Source organism: Ramlibacter sp., from assembly GCF_029866045.1.
In the GTDB taxonomy this organism is placed as follows: Bacteria; Pseudomonadota; Gammaproteobacteria; order Burkholderiales; family Burkholderiaceae_C; genus Ramlibacter.
In genome coordinates, this window is sequence record NZ_JARXAB010000054.1 from 20626 (window position 1) to 44955 (window position 24330).

General features: G+C 65.7%; 22 protein-coding genes. 13 read left to right on the forward strand and 9 right to left on the reverse strand.

Translation table 11 applies throughout. The features are described from left to right. Window positions 1-17 precede the first annotated feature (17 nt). The 6 genes from QE494_RS06320 to rlmD all read left to right on the forward strand — a co-directional run bounded on the left by QE494_RS06320 (window position 18) and on the right by rlmD (window position 7309). Window positions 18-1415 (forward strand): MmgE/PrpD family protein, encoded by a 1398-nt coding sequence (locus QE494_RS06320; protein WP_300042067.1) that lies wholly within the window; start codon window positions 18-20, stop codon window positions 1413-1415. A gap of 203 nt (window positions 1416-1618) precedes the next feature. Next, window positions 1619-2566, forward strand: a complete 948-nt coding sequence (locus QE494_RS06325; protein WP_300042068.1) for an ABC transporter substrate-binding protein — start codon at window positions 1619-1621, stop codon at window positions 2564-2566. Window positions 2567-2605: 39 nt separating this feature from the next. Continuing rightward, the gene (locus tag QE494_RS06330) at window positions 2606-4033 is read left to right on the forward strand and encodes an MmgE/PrpD family protein (RefSeq protein ID WP_300042069.1); all 1428 of its coding nucleotides are present in this window, start codon (window positions 2606-2608) and stop codon (window positions 4031-4033) included. 113 nt (window positions 4034-4146) lie between these two features. Beyond that, on the forward strand, window positions 4147-4878 hold the full coding sequence (locus QE494_RS06335) for a GntR family transcriptional regulator (RefSeq protein WP_300042070.1): 732 nt from the start codon (window positions 4147-4149) through the stop codon (window positions 4876-4878). Window positions 4879-4982: 104 nt separating this feature from the next. After that, window positions 4983-5768 (forward strand): 3'-5' exonuclease, encoded by a 786-nt coding sequence (locus QE494_RS06340; RefSeq protein WP_300042071.1) that lies wholly within the window; start codon window positions 4983-4985, stop codon window positions 5766-5768. A gap of 80 nt (window positions 5769-5848) precedes the next feature. Further along, on the forward strand, window positions 5849-7309 hold the full coding sequence (gene rlmD / locus QE494_RS06345; RefSeq protein WP_300042072.1) for a 23S rRNA (uracil(1939)-C(5))-methyltransferase RlmD: 1461 nt from the start codon (window positions 5849-5851) through the stop codon (window positions 7307-7309). A gap of 9 nt (window positions 7310-7318) precedes the next feature. Here the strand turns inward: rlmD and QE494_RS06350 are convergent, their stop codons facing one another. From QE494_RS06350 to QE494_RS06365, 4 genes are all read right to left on the reverse strand, one after another. After that, on the reverse strand, window positions 7319-8518 hold the full coding sequence (locus QE494_RS06350; RefSeq protein ID WP_300042073.1) for an efflux RND transporter periplasmic adaptor subunit: 1200 nt from the start codon (window positions 8516-8518) through the stop codon (window positions 7319-7321). 2 nt (window positions 8519-8520) lie between these two features. Then, the gene (locus QE494_RS06355) at window positions 8521-10974 is read right to left on the reverse strand and encodes an ABC transporter permease (RefSeq protein ID WP_336619425.1); all 2454 of its coding nucleotides are present in this window, start codon (window positions 10972-10974) and stop codon (window positions 8521-8523) included. A gap of 4 nt (window positions 10975-10978) precedes the next feature. Beyond that, complete coding sequence (locus QE494_RS06360; RefSeq protein ID WP_300042074.1) at window positions 10979-11821, reverse strand: ABC transporter ATP-binding protein; 843 nt, start codon at window positions 11819-11821, stop codon at window positions 10979-10981. Window positions 11822-11943: 122 nt separating this feature from the next. Further along, window positions 11944-12633, reverse strand: a complete 690-nt coding sequence (locus QE494_RS06365; protein ID WP_300042076.1) for a Bax inhibitor-1/YccA family protein — start codon at window positions 12631-12633, stop codon at window positions 11944-11946. A gap of 159 nt (window positions 12634-12792) precedes the next feature. Between QE494_RS06365 and QE494_RS06370 the strand changes: the two genes are divergently transcribed. Beyond that, entirely contained in the window at window positions 12793-13200 is a 408-nt protein-coding gene (locus QE494_RS06370) for a heme-binding protein (protein WP_300042077.1), read from the forward strand. A gap of 183 nt (window positions 13201-13383) precedes the next feature. Here QE494_RS06370 and QE494_RS06375 read toward each other — a convergent pair whose 3' ends face one another. Next, window positions 13384-13683, reverse strand: a complete 300-nt coding sequence (locus QE494_RS06375) for an energy transducer TonB (RefSeq protein ID WP_336619426.1) — start codon at window positions 13681-13683, stop codon at window positions 13384-13386. Window positions 13684-14033: 350 nt separating this feature from the next. On the opposite strand from QE494_RS06375, the gene QE494_RS06380 reads away from it, so the two are divergent. Then, a complete protein-coding gene (locus tag QE494_RS06380; protein WP_300042078.1) occupies window positions 14034-14327 on the forward strand; it encodes a hypothetical protein in 294 nt (97 codons plus the stop codon). Between the two features lie 269 nt (window positions 14328-14596). Here QE494_RS06380 and bfr (QE494_RS06385) read toward each other — a convergent pair whose 3' ends face one another. The 4 genes from bfr (QE494_RS06385) to QE494_RS06400 form a co-directional block, all read right to left on the reverse strand. Further along, window positions 14597-15073, reverse strand: a complete 477-nt coding sequence (gene bfr, locus QE494_RS06385; RefSeq protein ID WP_300042079.1) for a bacterioferritin — start codon at window positions 15071-15073, stop codon at window positions 14597-14599. 90 nt (window positions 15074-15163) lie between these two features. Continuing rightward, on the reverse strand, window positions 15164-16783 hold the full coding sequence (gene ahpF / locus QE494_RS06390; RefSeq protein ID WP_300042080.1) for an alkyl hydroperoxide reductase subunit F: 1620 nt from the start codon (window positions 16781-16783) through the stop codon (window positions 15164-15166). Between the two features lie 200 nt (window positions 16784-16983). Continuing rightward, window positions 16984-17559 carry an alkyl hydroperoxide reductase subunit C gene (ahpC, locus tag QE494_RS06395; protein ID WP_063462036.1) on the reverse strand — a complete coding sequence of 192 codons (576 nt, stop codon included), beginning with the start codon at window positions 17557-17559 and terminating at the stop codon, window positions 16984-16986. Window positions 17560-17936: 377 nt separating this feature from the next. After that, window positions 17937-19034 (reverse strand): hypothetical protein, encoded by a 1098-nt coding sequence (locus QE494_RS06400; protein WP_300042081.1) that lies wholly within the window; start codon window positions 19032-19034, stop codon window positions 17937-17939. Between the two features lie 273 nt (window positions 19035-19307). On the opposite strand from QE494_RS06400, the gene bfr (QE494_RS06405) reads away from it, so the two are divergent. The 5 genes from bfr (QE494_RS06405) to QE494_RS06425 form a co-directional block, all read left to right on the forward strand. Next, entirely contained in the window at window positions 19308-19784 is a 477-nt protein-coding gene (bfr, locus tag QE494_RS06405; RefSeq protein ID WP_108617817.1) for a bacterioferritin, read from the forward strand. 449 nt (window positions 19785-20233) lie between these two features. After that, the gene (locus tag QE494_RS06410) at window positions 20234-20542 is read left to right on the forward strand and encodes a DUF3649 domain-containing protein (RefSeq protein WP_300042082.1); all 309 of its coding nucleotides are present in this window, start codon (window positions 20234-20236) and stop codon (window positions 20540-20542) included. A 122-nt stretch (window positions 20543-20664) separates the two neighbouring features. After that, window positions 20665-22362 (forward strand): PepSY domain-containing protein, encoded by a 1698-nt coding sequence (locus QE494_RS06415; RefSeq protein ID WP_300042086.1) that lies wholly within the window; start codon window positions 20665-20667, stop codon window positions 22360-22362. Between the two features lie 5 nt (window positions 22363-22367). Beyond that, window positions 22368-22700 (forward strand): DUF3325 domain-containing protein, encoded by a 333-nt coding sequence (locus tag QE494_RS06420; protein ID WP_300042083.1) that lies wholly within the window; start codon window positions 22368-22370, stop codon window positions 22698-22700. A 178-nt stretch (window positions 22701-22878) separates the two neighbouring features. Next, window positions 22879-24330: TonB-dependent siderophore receptor (locus QE494_RS06425; protein WP_300042084.1), on the forward strand; the 1452-nt coding region annotated here is incomplete at its 3' end.

Below are 24330 nucleotides of genomic sequence, written 5' to 3' on the forward strand. Positions count from 1 at the left end.
CATTGGCTCGGAGCACTATGAACGACAACACCAAAGCGCACCTCCTGGAGCCGGCCATCGCGGCCCGGCTGGCCGACAAGATTTGCAGCATCACCTCCGACCAGGTGAGCCCAGAGGCCCTGCAATGGGCGGTGATTGCCGTCGTGGACACCCTGGCGGTGACCTATCTCGGCGCGCCAGAGCCTTGCACCGCCTTGCTGCTGGACACTCCCGGCATCGGTGATGCGCCTGGGCCTGCACTTTTCTTCGGGACTTCCAGGCGGGGGAGCATGCTGGACGCTGCGCTGGTGAATGGCACCGCCGCCCACGCCCTGGATTACGACGATGTCAGTGGGACGGTCGGCGGGCACCCGTCCGCGCCGATGGTTGCGCCCCTTTTCGCCATCGCAGAAGCCGAGCACCGTTCAGGGCGGGACCTGCTGGTGGCCTTCATGGTCGGCGTGGAGGTGCAGCACCGCATTGGGCGAGGCGTTAACTTTCATCACTACACCAAGGGCTGGCACCCGACGGCGACCTTGGGCATTTTTGGTACCACTGCGGCTGCCGCTCACCTGCTGCGTCTCGACCGCCAGCAGGTCGCGGTGGCGCTTGCTATTGCGGCCTCTTTCGCGGCCGGCATCAAGGCCAACTTCGGGACCATGACCAAGCCTCTGCATGTGGGGCACACCGCCCGCAGCGGTCTGCTCGCGGCCCTGCTCGCCCAGCGCGGTTACACGGCCAACCCCGCCGCCATCGAGCACAAGCAAGGCTTTCTCGAGGTGTTCAACGGGCAGGGCACCTATGACATCGACAAGATGTTCACCGACATCGACGCGCCGATCGGGCTGGACCCCTCACTGGGTCTCAAGCAGTTCCCCTGCTGCGGAAGCACACACCCGGCCATCACCATGATGCTGCGTCTGGTGAAGGAGGAGGGGATTACCGCCGCAGATACAGCCAGGATTGAGATCTTGGCCCAACGCAACCGACTGCCGCATACCAATAACCCTGATCCGCGCAGCGGGCTCGAGGCGAAGTTCAGCATTCAGTACACCACGGCCCGTGCGCTGGCTGATGGTGCAGTGCGTCTGGAGCATTTTGAGGTCGAGGCGCATCTGGACCCGCACGTGCGGGCACTGATGGCGATTACCGACACGCGCGAGCACCCGGACATGCCGGCCGACGGCCCCAACCAGTTTGGCTCGGAAGTGATCGTCACCACGCGGGACGGAAGGCGGCTCGCGCGGCGCATCGACCATCTGGTCGGGCGGGGACCGGACAACCCCATGTCCCGCGAAGAGCTCCGCGAGAAATTCACCGATTGCGCCAAGCGGGTGCTAGCGCCCAGCCAGTGTGGTGCGCTGTTTGAGGCGCTCATGGATCTGGACGCCGTCGACGACATCGCCACTTTGTCACGCGCCTTGGAAGTGCACTGACCGCGCAGGCGGACAGTTACCTCCCAGGCCACCTTTCACGAAAATCCAAAAGGAGATCCCTCATGCAATGCAAACCCCGAGCACTTTCATCTGGGAAGGGACGGCGCGCCCTCCTGTCAGCGTCGATCGCCCTGGCGGCTGGATTCGGCGCTCTCCTGCCAGCTGCGTCCTGGGCCCAGGGGGCAGCCCCCGCCTGGTCCACCGTGACCGCTGCTGCCGCCAAGGAAGGCAAGGTGGTCCTGTATCACAACCTCAGCCCCGACGGGATGGAGGTGCTGGCCCGGGAGTTCCGCAAGGATGTGCCCGGTGTCGAGGTAGAACTGGTTCGCCTTGGCAGCGCCGCCCTCTCGCAGCGCTTCTCGACGGAATACAGTGCGCAGCGTCACATCGCGGATGTGGTGGTGACCACGGTGGATCCGAGCATCTTTGCGGGCATCGCTGGTGGCTGGGCCGCGGCCTGGACGCCCCCCGAGCTTGCGGCCTATCCCAAAGAGGTCAACTACAAGGGTCAGAACATGCTTTTTCATGTTCTGACGGTGCGGGATGCCATCGTCTGGAACAAGCAGCGTGTCCGTGAGGCTGATGCGCCCAAGGAATGGGCCGATCTGTTCGACCCGAAGTGGAAGGGCAAGGTGGGCATGAACCCCCCGTGGCGTTCGGTGACCCAACAGGCCATCATCGCCTACTGGGACAAGTTGGCGCTGGGTGATACCGCTGCGCGGATGAAGGCCAACGACGTCCGCTTTTTCGAGGGTTCCGGTGGCGTGCTGCAGGCCGTCATTCGAGGCGACGTGATGGTGGCCCAGATGCTCGACCTGCCACTGAATTCGGCCATCGCCGATGGCGCCCCGATCGGTTTTGCCTACCCGAAATCGGGGACGACCGTGTCGCAGGTCTCGACCTTCGTCTCGTCCAAGGCGCCGCGGCCAAACGCCGCACGGGTTCTGACCAATTGGCTGCTCTCGGTCAAGGGCCAGACCAACCTGCAAATTAACGGTGGCCTCGCGGGCACTCGCCCGGGCATCCCGCGCATGGCGCACCTGCCCCCGACCTCCACGCTCTCGAACGTGGTGGACAGCCTTGACCTCACGCCTCCTGCCAAGCAGAAGGAAATCGTGGAGCATTGGCGCAAAACTTTTGGCGTGCAGTAAGCCCGTTCCTTCTCCTATTTCCTCACTGAGGAAGCCACCATGGCCTCACTGACGCTCGCACCCAACCCGACGCTTCCCGACCCCGCCGGGCCGACCATCGCCCAGCAGCTGTCGGCATTTGCCTGTGGCTTCAGCTACGAGGGCATCCCCGAGCGGGTGCGCGAATCGGCGAAGGACTTCATCCTCGACGCTGTGGGCTGCGCGCTCGCATCGTCGGGGTACGACTTTTCCCACCGGATCCTGGCGGGTCTGCGCGGGATCGACGAAGCAGGTACCTGCACCGTCATCGGCTTTCCGGACAGGCTGCCCATGCGCGACGCCGCGCTCATGAACGGCACCTTGATTCACGGCCTTGACTACGACGACTCTCACCTGGAGGCAGTGCTTCACCCGGGTGTGACCTCGCTGGCCTGTGCGCTGGCACTCGGTGAGAAAACTAACCGCAGCGGCCGTGACCTGCTGGCCGCCTATGTGCTCGGGGTGGAAAACGTCATTCGCATCTCCCGGGCCTCGCGCGGCGGCTTTCATCATTTTGGCTACCACCCGACGGGCCTGATCGCGCACTTTTCTTGCGCGATCGAGGCGGCCTGGATGCTCGGGCTGTCTGAGCGGCAGATGACCATGGCGCAGGGCTTGGCCGGTAGCACGGCCGCGGCCACCCAGGAGTTTCTGGCCGAAGGCGCATGGAACAAGCGGCTGCACCCGGGCTGGGCGGCAGCCGCCGGCATCACTGCGGCTTCACTGGCCCGTGGCGGCACGATCGGCCCCACCAAACCCTATGAGGGGAGGCTGGGCATCTACAACACCCACCTGCACCATCTGGCAGAAAAGGTCGACTACAACCTCATCACCCGGGGCCTGGGCGTCGAGTGGGAACTGCTCGAGATTGCCGTCAAGCCCTTCCCGGTCTGCCACTTCGTTCATGCCTGCGGTGACGCGGCCTTGACCCTGCGCGAGAAGCATCACATCGACCCCGATCAGATCGAGCGGATCACCGCCTACCTGGCCGAGCCGACGATGCACATCGTCGCGGAGCCCGTCGGGATCAAGCGCCGTCCGGCCAATGACTATGATGCGAAGTTCAGCGTTCACTATTTTGTGGCGGCCTGCTTGGTGCGGGGGGAGTTCGGGCTTGCGGAGCTCAAGGATGACTCCCTGCGAGACCCCAAGATCCTGGCGCTTGCCGAACGCGTGGACGCAGTTGTCGATCCAAAAACGCTTTATCCCAAGTACATTTCCGGCGGTGTCACCATCCACATGAAAGACGGAACGCAGCATGTTCACTACGACGCCGTCAACCGCGGCGCAGGCGACCGGGCTTTGACCCGGGCCGAGGTCGAGGCGAAGTTTTTCGCCAACGCCAAGCTGGCGGTGACGCCTGTGCGTGCGCGTGAAATCCGTGATGCGGTGTATGGACTCGAGGACCTGAACGCGCGTGAATTCGGCGCGGTATTGGCAGGCCGATAGCCTTGAGATGGCCCTTGAAATAGCCCTTGATATAGCCCTTGAGATAGCCCTTGAGATAGCCCCGATATCCCTCTGAGTCAAACCCTTCGCTCCATCGCCCCGATGCCCTTGCTGTGACCCCCCGAAAGCCAATCAATTCACTGGCGGGCGACGAACTGGACGTCTTGGTGCAGTCGGCTTATCAGCAGATCAAGGACGCGATCCTCGACAACCGGCTGCGCCCCGGCACCAAGCTGACCCACCAGGCGCTGGCCGAGATGCTGGGTGTTTCGCGCACGCCGGTGCGGGAATCGCTGGAGCGCCTGTACCAGGAAGGCTACGTCAGCCGGATCGCCAACCGCGGGCATTACGTGGCAGAGATCAACTCGGCCGACGTCCGCGACCTTTACGAGACCCGCGAGGCGCTCGAGACCTTTGCGGTGCAGCTCTTGTTTGTCAAGGGCAAGGTAGAGGCCGCCGCCAAGCGCTTGGCCGCCATCAACAAGGAATACCGCAAGACCTGCGAGGCCAAGCTCACCCGGGAGCGGCTGCAGTTGGACCGCGAGTTTCACCTCACGCTGGCCGGGGAAACCGGCAATGACTACCTGGTCAAGATGCTCGCTGGCGTGTTCGACCGCCTGATTCTCAAGCGCAGGATCGAGGGCTTCCAGGACCTGCGCGGCATGGACCCCTACGACGAGCATGTCCGATTGGTATCGGCCCTTGGCAAGAAGGACGAGGCCGCCGCGCGGGCGGTGCTCAATAGCCATATCGGCAGCTCATGCGAGCGCTTTGCGAACTATCTCGAGGTCGAGCGGGGGGCGAACCCGGGTCTTTCCGGCCTGGTGGTCAAGCGCCTCGCCTGAACCCTGAAGCAGGCCATTCGCTCGGCCCTTGATCGCCCCACAGCCGTTCGTGAGGCGGGACAATCTCGTTTTGTTGCCCCCCTTCCACCCAAAGGAGTCGCCCTGTGGCCTGGCCTGTCCTCGTCTTTGACATTGAATCCATCCCCGACCTTGCCGGCCTGCGCAGCCTGCGCGATGACCCGCCCGAGTGGAGTGACGATCAGGTCTATGAAGCCTGGGTGAAAGAGCGCGCCGAAAAGGGGCAGGGCGACTTCATGCCGCTGCACCTGCAGCGGGTGCTGGTCATCAGTGTGGTGTTTCGCAACAGCGAAGGACTGAAGGTGCACTCCTTCGTCGATCGCGATGGCGCCAGCGAGGGCAAGGTCATCCAGCAGTTCTTCGGCACCCTCGAGAAGCACGAACCTCAGCTCGTGAGCTGGAACGGCGGGGGCTTTGACCTGCCGGTGCTCAATTACCGCGGCCTGCGTCACGGGGTGGTGGCGTCCAAGTACTGGGACCAGGGCGAGGACGAGCGCGAGTACAAGTTCAACAACTACATCAACCGTTACCACAACCGCCACACCGACCTCATGGACGTGCTGGCCATGTTCCAGGCCCGCGCCAACGCGCCTCTGGACGCTTTGGCCAAGCTGTGCGGCTTTCCGGGTAAGTTGGGGATGGACGGCTCCAAGGTGTTTGACGCGTTCAAGAACGGAGGCCTGGACGACATCCGCCGCTATTGCGAGACCGATGTGATGAACACCTATCTCGTCTATTGCCGCTTCCAGAAGATGCGCGGCGGCTTCACCGAGGCCGAGTACGAGCAGGAGATGGCCATGGTGCGTGGCTCCCTGGAGGCGCTGGCGCCCCAAGAGACCCACTGGCGGGAGTATTTGGACGCCTGGGCCTGAACGCCACACCCCGGGTCTTGCCAGGCGCGCTGAGGCCCCGGTCTCGGTTCATGGCGGGTCCAGCCTGAGACAATCGGGCCATGTCAACGGAGATCCAACAACAAGCGGCCGACGGGCAAGCCCCGGCCCCTGTGCCTGACCGTCCCCCGCGTCCCCAAGGCGTGCCGGAAGATGCCCTGCATGTCGACGCCCTGGACATTGAGGCCCAGGGCGTGGCGCGCCGCGACGACGGCAAGGTCGTCTTCATCGAGGGCGCCTTGCCTGGTGAATGGGTGTCGGCCAATGTCCATCGCAAGAAGAACAACTGGGAGGCGGCCAGCCTTCGTGCTGTCTACCGCGCTTCCTCCCAACGGGTGCAGCCCGGCTGCGCGCACTTCGGCTTGCACGAGGGCGCCTGCGGCGGCTGCAAGATGCAGCACCTCGACGCCAGCGCCCAGGTCGCCATCAAGCAGCGGGTGCTCGAGGACAACCTCTGGCACCTGGCCAAGGTCCGGCCCGACACGGTGCTGCGCCCCATTCACGGCCCCACCTGGGGCTACCGCTGGCGCGCGCGCTTCTCGGTGCGCCATGTGCACAAGAAGGGCGTGGTGCTGGTTGGCTTTCACGAGCGCAAGAGCCGCTATGTGGCCGACATCCGCGCCTGCGAGGTGGTGCCCCGGCATGTGAGCGACCTGCTGCTGCCCCTGCGTGGGTTGATCGGCAGCATGGACGCGATCGAGACCTGCCCGCAGATCGAGCTGGCCTGCGGCGTCGACGCGGCCGCCCCCTCCCGGCCAGTCATTGCCCTGGTGCTGCGGCACCTGGAGCCGCTTTCCGCGGGTGATCAGGACAAGCTGCGCGCCTTCGCTGTCGCCCATGATGGCGTGCAGTGGTGGCTGCAGCCCAAGGGGCCGGACACGGTGCACCTGATGGACCCCGGGCCGCAACTGTCCTATGTGTTGCCGGAGTTCGGCATCACCATGCCCTTCAAGCCGACCGACTTCACCCAGGTCAACCCCTTCATCAACCAGGTGCTGGTCGCTCAGGCCCTGTCGCTGCTCCAGCCCGGGCGTAGCGAGCGGGTGATCGACTGGTTCTGCGGCCTGGGCAATTTCACCCTGCCCATCGCCACCCGCGCCGGTGAGGTGCTGGGCATCGAGGGCAGCGAAGTCCTGGTGGCCCGCTCGCGGACCAATCTGGCGCTGAACCAGCCCCAGGCCAGCGCACCCACCCGCTTCGTCGCCCGCAACCTGTTTGAGATCACGCCCACCACGCTGGTCTCGGACGGCGTGGCCGATAAGTGGTTGGTGGATCCGCCGCGAGAAGGCGCCTTCGCATTGGTCAAGGCCCTGGCCGATATTCACCAAGACCCTTCGCTCGCCCCGGGCTGGACGCCCCCTGCGCGCATCGTCTATGTGAGCTGCAACCCGGCCACCCTGGCGCGTGACGCCGGGTTGCTGGTGCACCAGGCCGGTTATCTCTGCACCCACGCGGGCGTGGTGAACATGTTCCCGCACACCGCCCATGTGGAGTCGATGGCGGTGTTCGAGCGGGCCGACTGAGCGCGCTTTTCAGGGGCTGCGCTCGGTCACCCGGCCATCGTCATTCACCCCAGCGGGCGGGTAGACGATCACCCGCTGGCCGGCCGACAGGCCGGACTTCACCCAGCCCACTCGGCTGTTGCGCCCACCGAGTTCCACCGGCTGCAATCGGGCGCGCCCGCCGTCGAGCTGGTACACCGCCATGCCGCCCTCAGGCCGTGGGAACAGCGCGCCAATGGGCACCAGCAGCACCCCGTCCGCCGAGGTGGTGACCACCCGCACCAAGACCCGAAAGCCATCCCCCATCTGCTTCCAGGCGTCGGGGGTGGGCGTCATTTCCAGCAGCACATTGACCCGCTGCTCCTCCACCCCCAGCGCCGAGACCTTGGTGAAGGCGGCCGGCTCCACCCGCCGTACCCGGGCGGGCAGAGGAGGGCCGCCCCAGCCTTCGATCACCGCAGCGCCGCCCGCTTGGGCCTGCACTGCATCGGTGGTGAGCAGTTGGGCCAGGATTTCCATCTGGCGCGTGTCGCCGAGCGTCATCACCACCGCACCTGCAGCCACCGACGCCTCGCTCGGCTGGGGCACCTTGAGCACCACGCCGCCCGCCGGCGCACGCAGCGCCAGCGGGGCAGCGCCTGGCTTCCCGCCGGCAGCTCCCGGCGACTGCAAGGCCGCCGCGGCCTGGGCGCGCTCCTGCCTAGCCACCTCTCGCTGGCTGGCGGCCGTATCCCGCTCGCGCTGGGCCGCGTCGACCGCCAGCCGGTCGTCGTCGAGCGCCGCGTTGGAGATAAAGCCCTGCTGGGCGAGCCCCTCGCTGCGCGCCAGCTTGTGGCGGGCCTGAGCCACTGCCACCCCGCTGCGATCGAGGCGGGCCTGGGCGACGGCCACCCCCGCATCGGCCGCCTGCAAGCGCGCCCGGCCTTCGGCGACGGTACGCGCGTCCTGCAGCGAGGGCAGCTGCGGCGAGAGCAGGGCCAGCACCTGGCCGGCCGTCACCACGTCGCCCTCGCGCAAGGTGATGCGCGCGAGCCTGCCAGCCAAGGGGGCTGAGACGGTGAAGCTGTCTCGGATGCGTGTGCGGCCTTCCTCCTCGATCGCCGCCTCGAACCGCCCGATTTCCACTGCCGCCGTTTCCACCGGCACCGGCTTGGGCGCAAAAGCCCAGGCCAGGGCGGCCAGGGCAGCGACGGTGGTGGCGGCCAGAATCCAGCGCGTGTTGCGTTTCATCGTCATTCCCTTGTCTTGAGTGCCGACACCATGTCGAGCTGGTCGATACGCCGGCGCACCACCGCAGCACTGGCGATGCCGGCGGTGACCACCGCGACTGCCGCCCACGCATAGGTACGGGCCTGGATCACCACCGGAAACTGAAACTGGTCGGAGGCGACCAGACCCACGATCAGGTGGGTGAGGCCCCATCCCAGAAAGAACCCGAGCGGCAGCGCCAGGGCGATGGACAGGGCCAGCTCTCCAAGCAGCAGCGCAGAGACCTCGGCCCGGGTGAAACCCAGCACCCGCAGGCTGGCCAGCTCCCAGGTGCGCTCGGCGAGGGCGATGCGGGCGTTGTTGTAGACGACTCCTACCGCGATCACGGTAGCGAACAGGGTGAGGATGGTGCTCATGATCAGCACATTTCGGGCGCTGACCTCTTGCATATTGCGCAGCATGTTGGCCTTGCTGAAGGCGCCGGCCACCCGAGGCAGCCCCTGGGTAGCCTCCAGCACACGGTCCACCTGGCCCCGTTCAGCCGCCAGCGCGAAGTTGTTGGCAAGGTCGCCCTCGCCCAGCAGCCGGTTGAGGTCAGACCGCTCCATGTAGGCGTTGAGGCCGAACATGTCGCTCACCGTGCGCTCGAGTACCACCTCATGGACCCCGCGGCGGCCCTCGCGCACCTCGATCTGCACCCGCTCCCCCGGCAAGAGACCCAGCTTGTGCGCGAGCCGGTCGGTCATGACCAGGCCGTGGCTGCCCACCGGCACCTGGCGCAGGTCGGCGTCGATGAGGCGTTGCAGCACCGCCTGCGGCTCGCGCCCCATGATGCTGCCTTTCTCGCTTTGCGCGCCGTGGACGAAGCGCACGGCCACGCGCCTGGCCGGCTCCACCTGGGTCACGCCGGGCAGGCGCGCCAGCTCGCGGCCGGTGGCGGCGCTCACCGGGTCGGTCGTCCAGACCATCACGTCGCCGCGCAGGACCAGGTTGAACTGGGTGTCGACGATGGCCTCGATCGCGTCGCGGAAGAAGTTGCCCATGATGACGATGGCCACCGCACTGGCGATGCCCACCACGGTGATCCCTGCGCGTAGCGGCCGCCGTTCCAGGTTTCGCAGGATCATGCGAAGCGAGGGCGCCAGACGCAGCCAGCGCAGACGCTCTATCAGTGCGCGCCGGTAGTAGCCCGGTGCCGGTGGGCGCATCGCCTGCGCAGGTGACAGTCGCACTGTGGCCTGAATCGCCACCAGCGTGCCGGCCACCGCCGTGAGGAGCGCCAGACCCAGCGCGATCAGCGCCAGCTGCGGATCCAGGTGGTAGTCGAAGCGGGGAAAGCGAAACAGATCGGCATACAGCCCCATCATTCCCCGGCCGAGGGCACGACCCAGAAGCAGGCCAAGTGCGTAGCCGCCGAGCACCATGGGCGCGACCAGCTTCAGGTAATGCAAGGCAATGGCCCGATTGGGGTAGCCCAGGGCCTTGAGTGTGGCCACCTGTTCTCGCTGCGTGACAACCAATCGGGCGGTGACCATGTGCAGCAGAAAGCCGGCCACCGCCAGGAAGATGGCGGGCAGCACCGAACCCATGACCTGTTGCTCGGTGATCTCGTTGGCGAGCATCGCGTGGGAGGCCTGCTCGTCGCGGCCATAGGCCGCCTGTCCACCGTAGGGCGCGAGTTGGCGGGTGAGTGCGTCCTGCACCGTGGCCGGTGAGGCGCCAGGCGCCAACTTGATCGCCACCTGGGTGAAGGCACCGGTCATGTCGGTGGCGGCGGCCAGCTCCGCGCGGTCCAGCCAGAACACGCCAAACGACCGCAGGTCGGGTGCACCCAGCATGCCACCGAAGATGTACTCGGGTGAGAGCGCAACCCCCACCAGGCGCAGTGGCCGGCGTTTGCCATTGACCAATGCGCTCACCCGGTCTCCCATCTTTAGGTGGTGAGCCAGCACGAAGCCCTCGCTGGCGACGGCCTCCAACTCGCCGCCCGCCAGGCGCCCTGGCTCCGGCCAGCGACCGGCGCGCAATTGCACCCGGTTCAGGCGCTGGGGCGTGCGGGCGTCCCACCCGATCAGGCGTCCCACGATCGGGTCGGTGCTGCCCGCCACGCTCACACGGGCGTTGGCCTCCACCGTGCCCTGCACATCGACCACGCCTGGCCAACTGCGGACCGGATCCAGCACCGAGTTCGGCGCGCGACGTACGCTGGCGAAGACGTCGGCGAAGGCACCGCTGGCGTAGAAGCCGTCCCGCGCCCGGGCCAGGGAATCCACCGCCGAGAGCGTGGCCAAAAAGCCGCCGATGCCGCTGGCGACCACCAGGGCAATGGTGAGCGCCTGGCTCCACAGCAGCCGCAGCTCGCGGAGCACCTTGCGGTCCAGCGCGCCCAGTCGGCTGCGCGGCCTTTTCGCGAGGGTGGGCGGCAGTTCCCCTGCCGGGTCTGGGGTTGCAGGCGGGGAGGGCGTGTCCTGGCTCATGCGCTCACCAGGACAATTCGGCCGGCGACAGCCGCCGGGGCGGCCTGTCGATCCGGTCGATGCGGCCGTCGACCAGGCGCATCACCCGGTCGGCCATCCCGGAGATGGCGGCGTTGTGCGTGATCACCACCGTGGTCGTGCCCAACTCCTGGTTGATACGGGCAATAACCTCCAGCACCCGCTTGCCGGTGGCGTAGTCGAGCGCGCCGGTGGGTTCGTCGCACAGCAGAAGTTGCGGCCGCTTGGCGATGGCGCGTGCGATGGCCACCCGCTGCTGCTCGCCACCAGACAACTGGGAGGGGAAATGGTCACGGCGCGGCATGAGCGCCACCAGCGCGAGTGCCTCGTCCACCGTCATGGGCTTGTCGGCGATGTCGGTCACCAGGGCTACGTTCTCGGCCACCGTGAGGCTGGGGATCAGGTTGTAGAACTGGAAGACAAAGCCCATATGCGCGCGCCGGTAGCGGGTCAGCGTGTCTTCGTCGGCGTTGCTGAGGCAGTGATCCTCGAACCAGAGCTCACCGCTGCTGGGCCGGTCGAGCCCACCCAGAAGGTTGAGTAAGGTCGACTTGCCGCTGCCTGATGCGCCCAGCAGTACGATGAACTCACCGCGCGCCACATCGAGGTCTACCTCCCACAGGGCCCGGACTTCGGTGTCGCCAGTCCGGTAGACGCGGCACAGTCTCCGCGCGCGCAGCACGGCCTGTGCAGGCGGATCATTCGCCGGGGCGGCCTCCGCGCCAGTCCTCGGGCCTTCCACCGGGCTATCCGCCAGGCCATCCGCCGCGTCGTCCACCGACCCATCCGTTGGACCTGGTGACGATGGGGCAGAGGTCGATGCGGGCATGCCGGCAATCTACCCCTGTGCGGCGCAGACACATTGACCTGTCGCAAGAGCGCGCACACTCTTTGGCGCTAGGCCATGAAAAAGGGGCCCGAAGGCCCCTTTGGATTGGTGCGGGTACGCGCTCAGTCGCGCTCGCCGCCCATGATGCCCAGCATGGCCAGCAGGCCCTGGAACACGTTGACGATGTCCAGATACAGCGCCAGGGTGGCAGAGATGTAGTTGGTCTCGCCGCCGTCGATGATGCGGCGAATGTCGTACAGCATGAAGGCGCTGAAGATCATGACCGACAGGGCACTGATCACCAGCATGCCAGTGGTCGAGCCGACGAAGGCATTGATCACGCTGGCCACCAGCAGGCCGATCACGCCCACGAACAGGAACTTGCCCATGCCCGACAGGTCACGCTTGACCACGGTGGCCAAGCTGGCCATGGCGAAGAAGACGCCGGCAGTTCCGCCAAAGGCGGTCATCACCAAGCTCGCGCCGTTGGAGAAGCCCAGCACCGAGGCAATCAGCCGCGACAGCATCAGGCCCATGAAGAAGGTGAACGCCAGCAGGACGGGGACACCGGCGGCTGAGTTCTTGGTCTTCTCGATCGCGAAGATGAAGCCGAAGATGCCCGCCAGGAAAAGCACCAAGCCCATGATGCCACCCATGTACTGGGTGATGCCGGTGGCCACGCCGATCCAGGCGCCGAGCACCGTGGGCAGCAGGCTCAGTGCCAGCAGCCAGTAGGTGTTGCGCAGCACGCGATTGCGCTGTGCAGCGGGCAGGGCATGGTCCCAAGTTTGGGTGTGCAGGGAATCGTTCATGAACAGGCCTCCTGTGGTAAGCGGATGGTCCGCAGATGGGCGCATTCTAGGGTTCTTCAAGGTCAGGAGAAATATTCCGGAATGCCCTTGCGGGGCCCGGGCGTATTCGGGCTCTTCTGCAGCGGAAACAGCCTCCGGTGGGCGGTTATGCTCACGGGCATGAAAACCACGCATTCTCTGGATCTGGCCGACATCAAGGCCATCGCCGCTGCGGCCGAGGCCGAGGCGCTCAAGAACAAATGGGCGGTCACCATCGCCGTCGTCGACGCCGGCGGCCATCTGCTGTGGCTGCAGCGCCTCGACGGCGCGCCGGCCATTTCCGCGCACATCGGCCCGGCCAAGGCGCATACCGCGGCGCTCGGCTGCCGCGAGAGCAAGGTCTACGAAGACATCATCAATGGCGGTCGCTACGCCTTCCTCACCGCCCCCACGGTCGAGGGCATGCTCGAGGGCGGCGTCCCCATCATGAAGGACGGCCAATGCATCGGTGCGGTTGGCGTGAGCGGCGTCAAGTCCAACGAGGACGCCCAGATCGCCAAGGCTGGTATCGCCGCGCTCGGCCTCTGAGCGGTCTGATCAGCGGCCAGGCCGGTCGCCCGGCGCCCTCTGAACGGCCCCCAGGCGGCCATAGGAGGCCATAGGAGGCCATAGCGGCCCTAGCCCACTGCCAGGCGGTTTACAGGCGGGCCCCCACTAGGGGATCCTGATCTGCCTCGATGCGGGTCGGTCTGGACCGCCTGAGGGCGGCAATTACAACGTGAACTCGATCGGGACGATGAACCACATCGCCTCGGGGACACCGCCGCGCTTGCCAGGGCGGTAGCGCCACTTCAAGGCGGTGTTTAGGGCGGCCTGGTCAAGGCGCTGGAAGCCACTGGTCTGGCTGATCTCGGCCTTGAGCGCAAGCCCGTCTGCGCCGATCAGGACGCGGACCTGCACCTTGCCCTGCTCACGCAGTCTCTGGCTGAGGAGCGGGTAGGCCGGCTTGGGGTTGTTCAAGTACTCGGCGTCGGTTGAGGGCGGCTCGATCCGGGCCTGCGCCGCGGGCACAGGCCTTTCCGGTATGGCGGTGACAGTCGGTGCAGGTGCGGCGGCAGGCGCTACGGCTATGACTGCGGCAGGAACAGCGGCTGTGCCTGTGGCAGAAGCAGCGGCAGTAGTGGCGGCAGGAGTTAGGGTTGCAGCCGGAGCGGCGGGTCCGTTCGAAACGGTGGCCGCTGCGCGCCCGACGGACTGACTGGGTAGGGCCGCAGGCGTCGGCGAAGTGCCCGGCGAAGTGCTCGGCGCGGTACCAGGCGTGGCGACAGACGCGGTACCCGTCGAAGGGACTGACGCTGGGACTGGCGCAGGGACTGCCGCGGGCGCTGGGGTTGCCCCCCGAGTGGCTGCCTGGATCGACTGTGCTGCGGTCACGGTTGCAACTGCGGCGGGCGCCGCAGGTTCTGCTGCAGGCGCAGGGGCTGGCACCGGTGGACGGACTGTTGGTGCCCCTAAGGATGGGGCCGCCAGCGCTGGAGGCACTGCCGGAGCAGGTGCAGGTGCAGGAGCAGGAGCAGGAGCAGGAGCAGGAGCAGGAGCAGGAGCAGGAGCAGGAGCAGGAGCAGGAGCAGGAGCAGGAGCAGGAGCCGCGGCAACTGTTGCAAGGGGTTGCTGCGGCGGCACGGGCGGTGACACCTGCTCACGGACCGGCTTAGGCTGCACAGAAACAGGTGCAGGCGCGCCCTGAGAGGCCTGCGTCGGCACCGTCTTCAGCAAGTCTCTCATCAGCACCTGCGGCTCCGCCGCTTCCCGAGGGCTGCGCAGCGTGCCGCCACCCAGCGCCCAGAGGGCGACCAGGTGCAGCATCAGCACGATGGGGACGAGAAGCAGCAGGCGGCGGTGAGGGAACAAGGGACGGGGCTTGCGCGGCGTTCAAGACGCGTCAGTGTAGGACGGGTCCTGCGGCGGCATGCGAGGGCCGTCCCTAGGTAGCCGCGTCCATCTGGGTCTGCAAATAGTTGGGCAGGCCCACTTTGCCCAGCAGGTCGATCTGGGTCTCCAGGAAGTCGATGTGCGCCTCGGTGTCGTTCAGCACGTCCTGCAGGAGGCCCCGTGAGACATAGTCGCGGGCCGCCTCGCAGGCGGCAATGCCCTCCTTGACGGTGACCTGGGCGGCGCGCTCGAGGCGCAGGTCGCAGTCCAGGATATCGGGTACATCCTCGCCGATCAGCAACTTGCCCAGATCCTGCAGGTGGGGGAGGCCGTCCAGGGTGAGGATGCGGGCCATCAGCCGGTCGGCATGCTTCATTTCGCCCATCGACTCCTCGTACTCCTTCTTGGCCAGCTTGCCCAGCCCCCAATGCTGGAGGACGCGGTAGTGCAGAAGATACTGGCTGGTGGCCGTGAGCTCGTTGCGCAACTGCGCCTGGAGGTGGTGGATGATCTTCGGATCGCCTTGCATGCCTGCACTCCCGTGACGCCAATAGAAAGGGGCCGCATTGTCACGCGAAAGCGTGCGCTGCGGCCCCGGCGGAGGGCAGATTTGCCAGACTCAGGCGGTTACCAACTCCGGCACCTGGGCCGGCGCCGCCACTGGTACGGCGTCGCTCGGGGCGCTGCTGCGGATCAGGTGGTCAAACGCACCCAGCGCGGCCTTGGCCCCTTCGCCTGCCGCCACGATGATCTGTTTGTACGGCACCGTGGTGGCGTCGCCCGCGGCGAACACGCCGGGCAGCGAGGTCTGGCCCTTGGCGTCGACCACGATCTCGCCGTGCCTGGACAACTCCAGCGTGCCCTGGAGCCACTCCGTGTTGGGCGCCAACCCGATCTGCACGAACACCCCGGCCAGGTCCACACGGTGCTCCTGGCCGGTAGCCCGGTCTTGGTAGCGCAGGCCGTCGACCTTTTGGCCGTCGCCGGTGACCTCGGTCGTTTGCGCGTTGGTGATCATGGTCACATTGGCCAGGCTGGCCGCCTTGCGTTGCAGCACTGCGTCGGCGCGCAGCTCGGTGCCGAACTCGATCAGCGTCACGTGCTGGGCGATGCCGGCCAGGTCAATGGCTGCTTCCACGCCGGAATTGCCGCCGCCGATCACCGCCACCCGCTTGCTTTTGTACAGCGGTCCGTCGCAGTGCGGGCAGTAGGCCACGCCCTTGTTCTTGTATTCGGCCTCACCCGGCACACCCAGGTTGCGCCAGCGCGCGCCGGTGGCCAGGATCACTGCCCGTGCCTTCAGGGAGGCGCCGCTGTCGAACTGCACCTCGACCAGCCCGCCGGCGTCAGCCGCCGGCACCAGACCCTTGGCACGCTGCATGTTCATGATGTCCACGTCGTAGTGGCGGACATGCTCCTCGAGAGCCAGCGCAAAGCGCGGTCCTTCGGTTTCCTTGATCGAGATGAAGTTCTCGATGCCCAGCGTATCCAGCACCTGGCCGCCAAAGCGTTCGGAGGCGACCCCGGTACGGATGCCCTTGCGTGCGGCATAGACGGAAGCCGCCGCGCCCGCCGGTCCACCGCCCACGATCAGCACGTCAAACGGCGCCTTGGCGTTGAGCTTTTGCGCCTCACGGGCCTGGGCGCCGGTGTCCACTTTGGCCAAGATCTCCTCGAGGGTCATCCGGCCGGTGCCAAACAGGGTGCCATTGAGGTACACCGAGGGCACGCCCATGATCTTGCGCTCTTCGATCTCGGCCTGGAACAGGCTGCCCTCGATCATGGTCGCCTTGATTCGGGGGTTTTGCACCGCCATGAGGTTGAGGGCCTGAACCACGTCCGGGCAGTTGTGGCAGGTGAGGCTCATGTAGACCTCGAAGTTGAAGTCCCCTTCGAGCGCAGCGATCTGCTCGATCACCTCAGGCTCGACCTTGGGCGGGTGGCCGCCCGTCCACAAAAGGGCCAGCACCAGCGAGGTGAATTCATGGCCCAGGGGCAGGCCCGCAAAGCGCAGGCTGTTGGCAGCACCCACGCGCTGCAGGCTGAACGAGGGCTTGCGCGCGTCGTTGCCGTCGGTGCGCAGCGTGATCTTGTCGCTGCGCAGCGATTGGATGGTCGTCAGCAACTCGCGCATGTCGCGCGCAGTCTCGCTGTCGTCCAGGGATGCCACCAGCTCAAACGGCTGCTGCACGCGCTCCAGGTAGGCGGAAAGCTGGGTCTTGAGTTGTTCGTCGAGCATGGTGGTGTCCTTTGAATTTCGATTTATAGGTTGGGGGCTGGGGCCGCTTTTGGCAACCCTGAAGCCGCAACGGAGCCTGAGAAAAGGCGGAATACGGCGAAGTACGGGCGTAAAAAAGCCGGACGGCATGGCGCACAGGCACCATGACGCTGTCCGGCTGGGGAGCCCCACGCAAGGGGCTCTGCCGAATCGGTGGCAGCTTAGATCTTGCCGACCAGGTCCAGCGAGGGGGCCAGGGTCTTGGCGCCTTCGTTCCACTTGGCGGGGCACACTTGGCCGGGGTTGGCGGCGGTGTACTGGGCAGCCTTGAGCTTGCGCACGGTTTCCTTCACATCGCGGGCGATTTCGTTGGAGTGGATTTCGGCCGTCTTGATGATGCCGTCGGGGTTGATCACGAACGTGCCGCGCAGTGCAAGACCTTCTTCAGGGATGTGCACGCCAAAAGCATTGGTCAGCTGGTGCGTTGGGTCGCCAACCAGGGGGAACTTGGCCTTGCCCACGGCGGGGCTGGTTTCGTGCCAGACCTTGTGCGAGAAATGCGTGTCGGTCGTGACGATGTAGACCTCGGTACCGGCCTTCTGGAATTCTGCGTAGTGCTCAGCAGCGTCTTCGATTTCAGTGGGGCAGTTGAAGGTGAAGGCGGCAGGCATGAAGATCAGCACGGACCACTTGCCCTTCAGGTCGGCTTCGGTCAGATCGATGAATTCACCCTTGCCATTGCGGTTGACGAAAGCGGTTGTCTTGAAAGGCTGAACGGGAGTGTTGATCAGGGACATTGCTGTTTCCTTTAGGTTGGTTGGTTAACTGAACAGGGCTGAAGTCTAGGCCCTTTGAGACCATGAATCCAATCAATTGATTTAATTAAATCAATTGTCATGAACTATAAATGGACGCTTCCGCACCGCAGCGGAGGCAGTAAGCAGTAGGCAAGTGCATCAGTGCTTCCCTCTGTGGACATCAAATACTCAAATAAAACAGATTCTCGACCGTGCACCTGCACCTGCACCTGCTGATGCCACTGCGTACGGGCGTGGCGACGACTGCCCTGCTCCCGCTCGTACTGGAGCGGCGCGGTTGTGCGGGTGCCGATGCGCATAGAGCCGCTGGCGTCAACACTGTGGGATAGCCACGCGTTCGGGCCAGACCACACGGGTTAGTTATTGCTGGACAGCCCAGCCATCGCCTTGTTTACATCCACGCTCAGGATGCGTGGGTCCCGTTGGGCAAACAACTTTTCAAGCTGGGGCCTGGTGATGACAAGGTGCACCAGCCCCATGTGGGCATCGACCTCTGATAGCACGGGCAACGCCCCCACACCGGCGGCTTTGAGAATCTCGCCTAGCGCGCGCGTGTTGGCATCCATCTGGTAAATGCGTGCCTTGGGACTTTGGCGAGGCAAGTGCGTGTAAGTCACGCCACCTCGCAAGAGGATATGGATTTCCGCACGACCTTCACGCGCCGCGACCCGCAAAGCGTCCTCATGCCAGATGGCCGACGGCTGGCGCACAAAGCCACGCGGCCGCACCGCCCGCACATGCACGCTTTCCACCAATCCAAAAAACGCCACCCGATCAATTTTGGCCTGCACCACGGGCGCGAGTTGGGGGTTTTGGCTTCGATCGATGCCCTGGATGTGCTGCGCAAACGGCTCGGCAAGCAGGCGGTCCAGCACTTCGTTCACTTCCGAGGGGCCATCAAAGCGGGTGCTGCCATCGGGTAGCAGGGTATACGGCGGCTCGTCAGTGGCCAGCACCAAATCCACCTCCACGGTGGGTGAGGCAATGAGCGCATCGTCGATAGCCTCAAAGCTACCATCCCCCGCCCGTTCACGCCCCCAGCTTCTGGTCGTCGAATCCATGGAAAACTTCTCGGCCAACGCGGTGCGAGAAAGCATGGCGATGCCCGCTGAGTCGGTGAAAAACCCAATCCACCCAAATCCGCGGTTCGTGCGGCCCGTGGGAAAAGCGGAATCGCCTAGTTCCGCATACAGCCGGTCGGCCAGGGCCTGCAGCCGCAATGTCTGTTCTTCCGACCGAGTGCGCCAGGCGTTGCGATCCAAAGTCACCAAGACCCTAACCCAACCCGTACGCTGAACTTGCTGCTGCAGCGTTGCGAGTTCATGGGGATGAATCTCCGCGGAATTGGATTGAAAAGCCACTGCGGCCAAGGCCAATAACAGGCTTGCGCCGCGCACCCACATGCGGGTCACGCCAACTGGAGGTAAATGGAGGAAGGGGATTGGCTGTGCCATGGTGTGCTCTGAAGTTGCGCCGCGCGCTCAGCGCCGCATACGTTGAATGACGTTGCAGCTTGCAAATGGGCCACGTTTACCCCGCCGCGACAACCATTTTTTGGCCATTGGGTGCGGGCATACAGGTGGACACCATGAGTCTGCCTGAACGCGAACACAACTCAACATCAAACGCAGCCAGTGCGCGAAAACATGGGATTGCGTTGCACGGGTTGACGGGGGTCACGACAATCGGGGCGGCATCAGCACTACACAACACAACAAGGAGTCCCCATGAAAGGCGACGCACAAGTCATCGGCCATCTGCAGGCGCAGCTCAAGAACGAACTCACAGCCATCAACCAGTACTTCCTGCACTACCGCATGCTCAAGCACTGGGGCTTCGACAAGCTGGCCAAGAAAGAGTATTCGGAATCCATAGGCGAGATGAAGCACGCCGACTGGCTCATGGACCGCATCTTCACGCTGGACGGCCTGCCCAACCTGCAGGACCTGGCCAAGCTGCAAGTGGGCGAGGATGTGCCCGAGATCCTGGCCTGTGATCTGCGCTCCGAACAAGGCGCGCAGGCCACCATCAAGGAAGGCATTGCCCACTGCGAATCCGTGCGCGACTATGTTTCGCGCGACCTGCTGCAAAAGATCCTGGACGACACCGAAGAGCACATCGACTTCCTCGAAACCCAGATTGACCTGATCGACAAGGTCGGCCTGCAGAATTACCTGCAGTCGCAGATGGGCGACGCGGACTGATCCTCAAAGATTTCCAGAGCGCTCCACGAAAAAAGCAAAGAAGAAATCAAAAAAACGGGCCAAGGCCCGTTTTTTTGTGCCCGCGCACAACCCTCGCGCATACCCAGCCCGAGGCCACCATGCCCCCAGCTGTCACGGGTTGTTGCAAGTGCACATCAAAGGCAGAAAATTCCCGCATCCATAAATGCGAATGCTTCTCAACAAAAGTAGAATGCATGCCTACGATCCGCGGCCGGATTCTGTGACCACCTGATTCCCGCGCCCGCCAGCAAGCCAGTCAGCCCCGGCCCCGCCGCCAGCTGCAGCCAGCGTTTGTGCGTTTTTTGCACCCACACACACCTGCCTGGAGCCTCTTTGCTGATGCTGCGCCACACCGCCCGCCCCTGCCTTGCAGGGACGCTGCCCCTTTCCTCTCGCCCTTCCACGCCCGGCGCCACCCGGGCTCGGCCATGAAAACCGCCTGCGCCGATTGGCGCTACCGGCTGGCAGTCACCTCGCGCGCCGTGGCTGCGGTGGGGGGCGGCTATGCGCTGGCAGCAGGCTTCACGGCGGCGATGTCGCTGCTGCTTGCGCAGTGCATGCCACGTGTGGAGGCCGTGATCACCGCCACCATGCTCGCCTGGCTGGTGTATGCCGCTGCCGCAGGCTGGGCTTTTTATGCGCGCACCGCCTGGGGGGCGTGGGGTGGCACGCTGCTGCCCGCACTGGTACTGGGCGCCTGCGCCATAGCACCGCAATGGATGAAGGCGGCGGCATGAGCACCACCACACTGACACCCGACGCCGTGCCAGAGCGCGCCCCTGACAACGCGGCTTCCGACACCCCCAGCAAGGCCAGAGTCCCCAAGGCCCCCAACGACCGCGAAGGTTTTCGCCAGGCCATGTCGTGGCTGCATACCTGGGCCGGGCTCATCCTGGGCTGGCTGCTGTTTGCGATCTTCCTCACCGGCACGCTCTCCTTCTTCAAGAACGAGTTCAACCTGTGGATGCGCCCCGAGATGCATGGCCTGCAGCCGGTGGATGCCAGCGAGCCGCAGGTGGCGCAAACGGCGCAAAAGGCCCTGGACGCACTGGTGCGCAAGCTGCCCAACGTCACGCAGTGGATCATGCACCTGCCCGACGACCGCGACCCCGCCGTCAACATCCTGTGGCGCGACACTGGTAACGGCCGCTTCGAGACGATGCGCATGAACCCGCAGACCGGCGAGGCCATCGACACCCGCCAGACCATGGGTGGCGACTTCTTCTACCGCTTCCACTTCGAGCTGCGCACGGCGCAGAAAGGGCGCTGGACACTCGAAGGCCGCTGGGTGGTGGGCGTGGCCACCATGCTGATGTTTGTGGCACTGATCACTGGCGTGATCACGCACCGCCGCATCTTCAAGGACTTCTTCACCTTCCGCCCCACCAAGGGCGGACAGCGCGCCTGGCTGGACGCACACAACGTCACCGGCGTGCTGGTGTTGCCGTTCTATCTGATGATCACCTTCAGCGGGCTGATGATCTTCCACTCGCTGTACATGCCTTCCGGCATTGCCACGGCCTACAAGGGCGAGAAGGGCGTGGACTCCAACGCGTACTTTGCCGACCTGCAGGGCGACAAAGCCGAAAACCGCGCCCGCCGTGGCGCTGCCGACAAGGTAGAACCCCTGCCCGCCATAACGCTCCCGCCCATCCTGAACGAGGCCCGCACCCGCTGGGACGGCGGGCGCATCGGCAGCGTGCAGGCACGCCGCGACGCCAAGGGCCGCGCCGTGGTCGAGGTCACCCGCCACGAAGGCGACCGCCTGCAATACCGCCCGCCGCGCTTGCTGTTTGACGCCACCACCGGCCAGTGGCTGGACCAGGCCGACGCCACCGGCCCCGCGGTCAAGACCTATGGCGTGCTGGTGGGCCTACATGTGGCGCGGTTTGCCGACACCGGCCTGCGCTGGGCGCTGTTTGGCTTTGGCCTTCTGGGCTGCCTGATGATCGCCACGGGCATGGTGCTGTGGTCGGTCAAGCGCAGCGCCAAGTCGCTGACACAGGCCAGCCGCAAAGGCGCCACAAACGCAGCGGATGCAGCCACGCCCAAGGCACCCTTTGGCGAGCGCCTGGTGGCTGCCATCAACATCGCAACCCTGGCGGGCCTGCCGCTGGCCTGCGGCGTGTACATCGCATCAAACCGACTGATCCCGCTGGGCACCGAAGGCCGGGCCGATGTGGAACTGGCGTGGTTCTTCAGCGCCTGGGGCCTGGCACTGCTGTGGGCGCTGGGTTGCGCCGTGGTGCGGCCCAGCCGCGTGGGCTGGTCGGTGCCACTGGGCGTGGCAGGGCTGGTGTGGGCGCTGCTCCCGGTCGTCAATGCGCTGACCACACACACCCACCTGGGCATCACGCTGCCTGCGGGTGAATGGGTGTGGGCCAGCATGGACCTGGCCTTCCTGACCACCGGGCTGCTGCTGGGCTGGCTGTCATGGCGGCTGCGCCCGGGCCGAGTAACCAACGGCAAAGCGGCTGCGGCCAAGGCACCACGCACGCCCCCTGCTGCCGCATCGCCTGCGACACCCGACGTGTCCGTTTCGACCTCGGGAGCCTGAGCACCATGTCCGCTTTTCTGCTGTGTTTTGCGGCCTGGTCGGCCATTGCGCTGGGCATGGATCGCCACCACGAAGACGCCACAGGCCGCGAAGGTGCGGCCCGCCACCTGCAACAGCTGCGCCGGGCCGGGTGGCTGCTGCTGCTGCTGTCGCTGTGGCTGGCAGCCCGCCCGACAGGTAGTACGCCTGCCTCGCTGGGCGTAGCGGCCTGGGCGGTGGCCTTGTCGGTGGCTGCCGTGGCCGTGACGGCCACCGTGACCTGGCAGCCCCGGCGCGCGCCGTTGCTGGCAGGGGTGGCCCTGGCAGCTGGCCTCGCCGCCTGGGCATGGGGGTGGTGAGCGCAAAGGATGTAGCGCCCCTGCGGACCCGCACCACCTTCTGATCCGCGTCCCTCTCCAGATTTCGTTTTCTCTCGCTCTCTGCGCCCCTCCCAGCCATCGGCCCCACGGGCCTGCGCCAGGTCCGGTGCCTGCGGAGCCGTTTTCAACCGCGTTGTGCACACACCAAGGACAAACCATGCACGCATCTCTGCACCACTCCCTCCAACGCCCCTTCCGCCACCCCCAGGCCCTGCACCCGCTGGCCGCCGCCGTCCTGGCCGCGTTCTGCGGCACCGCGCTGGCACAAGCCACACCGCCCTCTGCGCCCACCCAGACACTGGGCGAGGTCACCGTGCAATCCACCAGCGGTGACGACGGCTACGCCCCCGCCGCCAGCACATCGGCCACCAAGGGCAGCGCGCCGCTGCGCGATGTGCCCCAGGCCGTGAACGTGGTGCCCGAGCAGCTTCTGCGCGACCAAGGCGCCCGGTCAATGGAAGACGCACTGCGCAATGTGCCCGGCGTAGCCATGAGCCATGGCGACGGCCAGCGCGACCAGGTGGTGATCCGGGGCTTCACCGCGATTGCCGACCAGTTTGTGGATGGCGTGCGCGACGACGCGCTGTACTTCCGCGATCTGGCCGACATCGAGCGTGTGGAAGTGCTCAAGGGCCCCGCCGCCGTGCTGTACGGGCGCGGATCTTCGGGTGGCCTGATCAACCGCGTGACCAAGAAGCCCAAGTTTGGCGAGACATCGGGCGAGGCCAGCTTGGGCCTGGGCAATTTCGACTACCGCCGCGCCACAGCCGACGTGAACGTGGGCATCAGCGACACCGCAGCGCTGCGCATCAACGCCGCCGTCGAAGACTCCGGCAGCTACCGCGACCAGCAGTTCGTCAAACGCCACAACTTCGCACCCTCGCTCGCGCTCAAGCTCGCCGCGCAGACCGACCTGCTGCTGCAATACACCAACGTGCGCGACAAGCGCCTCACGGACTTCGGCATCCCCGCGCTCAATGGTCGCCCCGTCAACGTGCCTGCGGGCACCTACTACGGCTCTCGCAACGCCGCGCAGGATGACACCACCACCAGCACCATGCAGTCGCTGGCAGCCACGCTGAACCACCGCTTCAACGACGACTGGTCGGTGCGCAACGTCACTCGCGTGTACGACTACACGCTGGACCGCTACAACACCCTGCCCGGCGGCACCACCAACCCCGTGGACATGAGCGTGGGGCGCACCCGCTCGTTCATCCTGCGCGATGAAAAAGGCTTCTTCAACCAGACCGACGTGACTTGGCGCAACCAGCTGGGCGGCTTGAAGCAAGAGTGGCTGATGGGCGTGGAGCTGGGCCAGCAAAAGAAGCGCGCTGAATCCGTCTCGGGTGGCGCCGACCGCGTGCCCATCCTCAACCCCGGCAACCGCCCGGCCCCCACCATCCCGGCGGCCAGCTACAGCGCCGACAGCGCCATCCCCAGCCACACCACACAAGACACGGCCGCGCTGTACTGGCAAAACCAGATCACGCTGGCCCCGCAGTGGAAGGCGCTGGTGGGCGCGCGCTACGACGTGTTCGGGCAAGAAACCACGTTTGACCGCAAGCTGAGCACGCTGTCGCGCACCGACAAAAAGTTCAGCCCGCGC

Coding starts and splice junctions, on each gene's coding strand:
- QE494_RS06330 (WP_300042069.1), top strand. CDS start 2,606: ATGGCCTCACTGACGCTCGCACCCAACCCGACGCTTCCCGACCCCGCC.
- QE494_RS06400 (WP_300042081.1), bottom strand. CDS start 19,034: ATGGCACAGCCAATCCCCTTCCTCCATTTACCTCCAGTTGGCGTGACC.
- bfr (WP_108617817.1), top strand. CDS start 19,308: ATGAAAGGCGACGCACAAGTCATCGGCCATCTGCAGGCGCAGCTCAAG.
- QE494_RS06350 (WP_300042073.1), bottom strand. CDS start 8,518: ATGAAACGCAACACGCGCTGGATTCTGGCCGCCACCACCGTCGCTGCC.
- QE494_RS06420 (WP_300042083.1), top strand. CDS start 22,368: ATGTCCGCTTTTCTGCTGTGTTTTGCGGCCTGGTCGGCCATTGCGCTG.
- QE494_RS06415 (WP_300042086.1), top strand. CDS start 20,665: ATGTCGTGGCTGCATACCTGGGCCGGGCTCATCCTGGGCTGGCTGCTG.
- QE494_RS06360 (WP_300042074.1), bottom strand. CDS start 11,821: ATGCCCGCATCGACCTCTGCCCCATCGTCACCAGGTCCAACGGATGGG.
- ahpF (WP_300042080.1), bottom strand. CDS start 16,783: ATGCTCGACGAACAACTCAAGACCCAGCTTTCCGCCTACCTGGAGCGC.
- QE494_RS06365 (WP_300042076.1), bottom strand. CDS start 12,633: ATGAACGATTCCCTGCACACCCAAACTTGGGACCATGCCCTGCCCGCT.
- QE494_RS06370 (WP_300042077.1), top strand. CDS start 12,793: ATGAAAACCACGCATTCTCTGGATCTGGCCGACATCAAGGCCATCGCC.
- QE494_RS06355 (WP_336619425.1), bottom strand. CDS start 10,974: ATGAGCCAGGACACGCCCTCCCCGCCTGCAACCCCAGACCCGGCAGGG.
- QE494_RS06320 (WP_300042067.1), top strand. CDS start 18: ATGAACGACAACACCAAAGCGCACCTCCTGGAGCCGGCCATCGCGGCC.
- QE494_RS06410 (WP_300042082.1), top strand. CDS start 20,234: ATGAAAACCGCCTGCGCCGATTGGCGCTACCGGCTGGCAGTCACCTCG.
- bfr (WP_300042079.1), bottom strand. CDS start 15,073: ATGCAAGGCGATCCGAAGATCATCCACCACCTCCAGGCGCAGTTGCGC.
- ahpC (WP_063462036.1), bottom strand. CDS start 17,559: ATGTCCCTGATCAACACTCCCGTTCAGCCTTTCAAGACAACCGCTTTC.
- rlmD (WP_300042072.1), top strand. CDS start 5,849: ATGTCAACGGAGATCCAACAACAAGCGGCCGACGGGCAAGCCCCGGCC.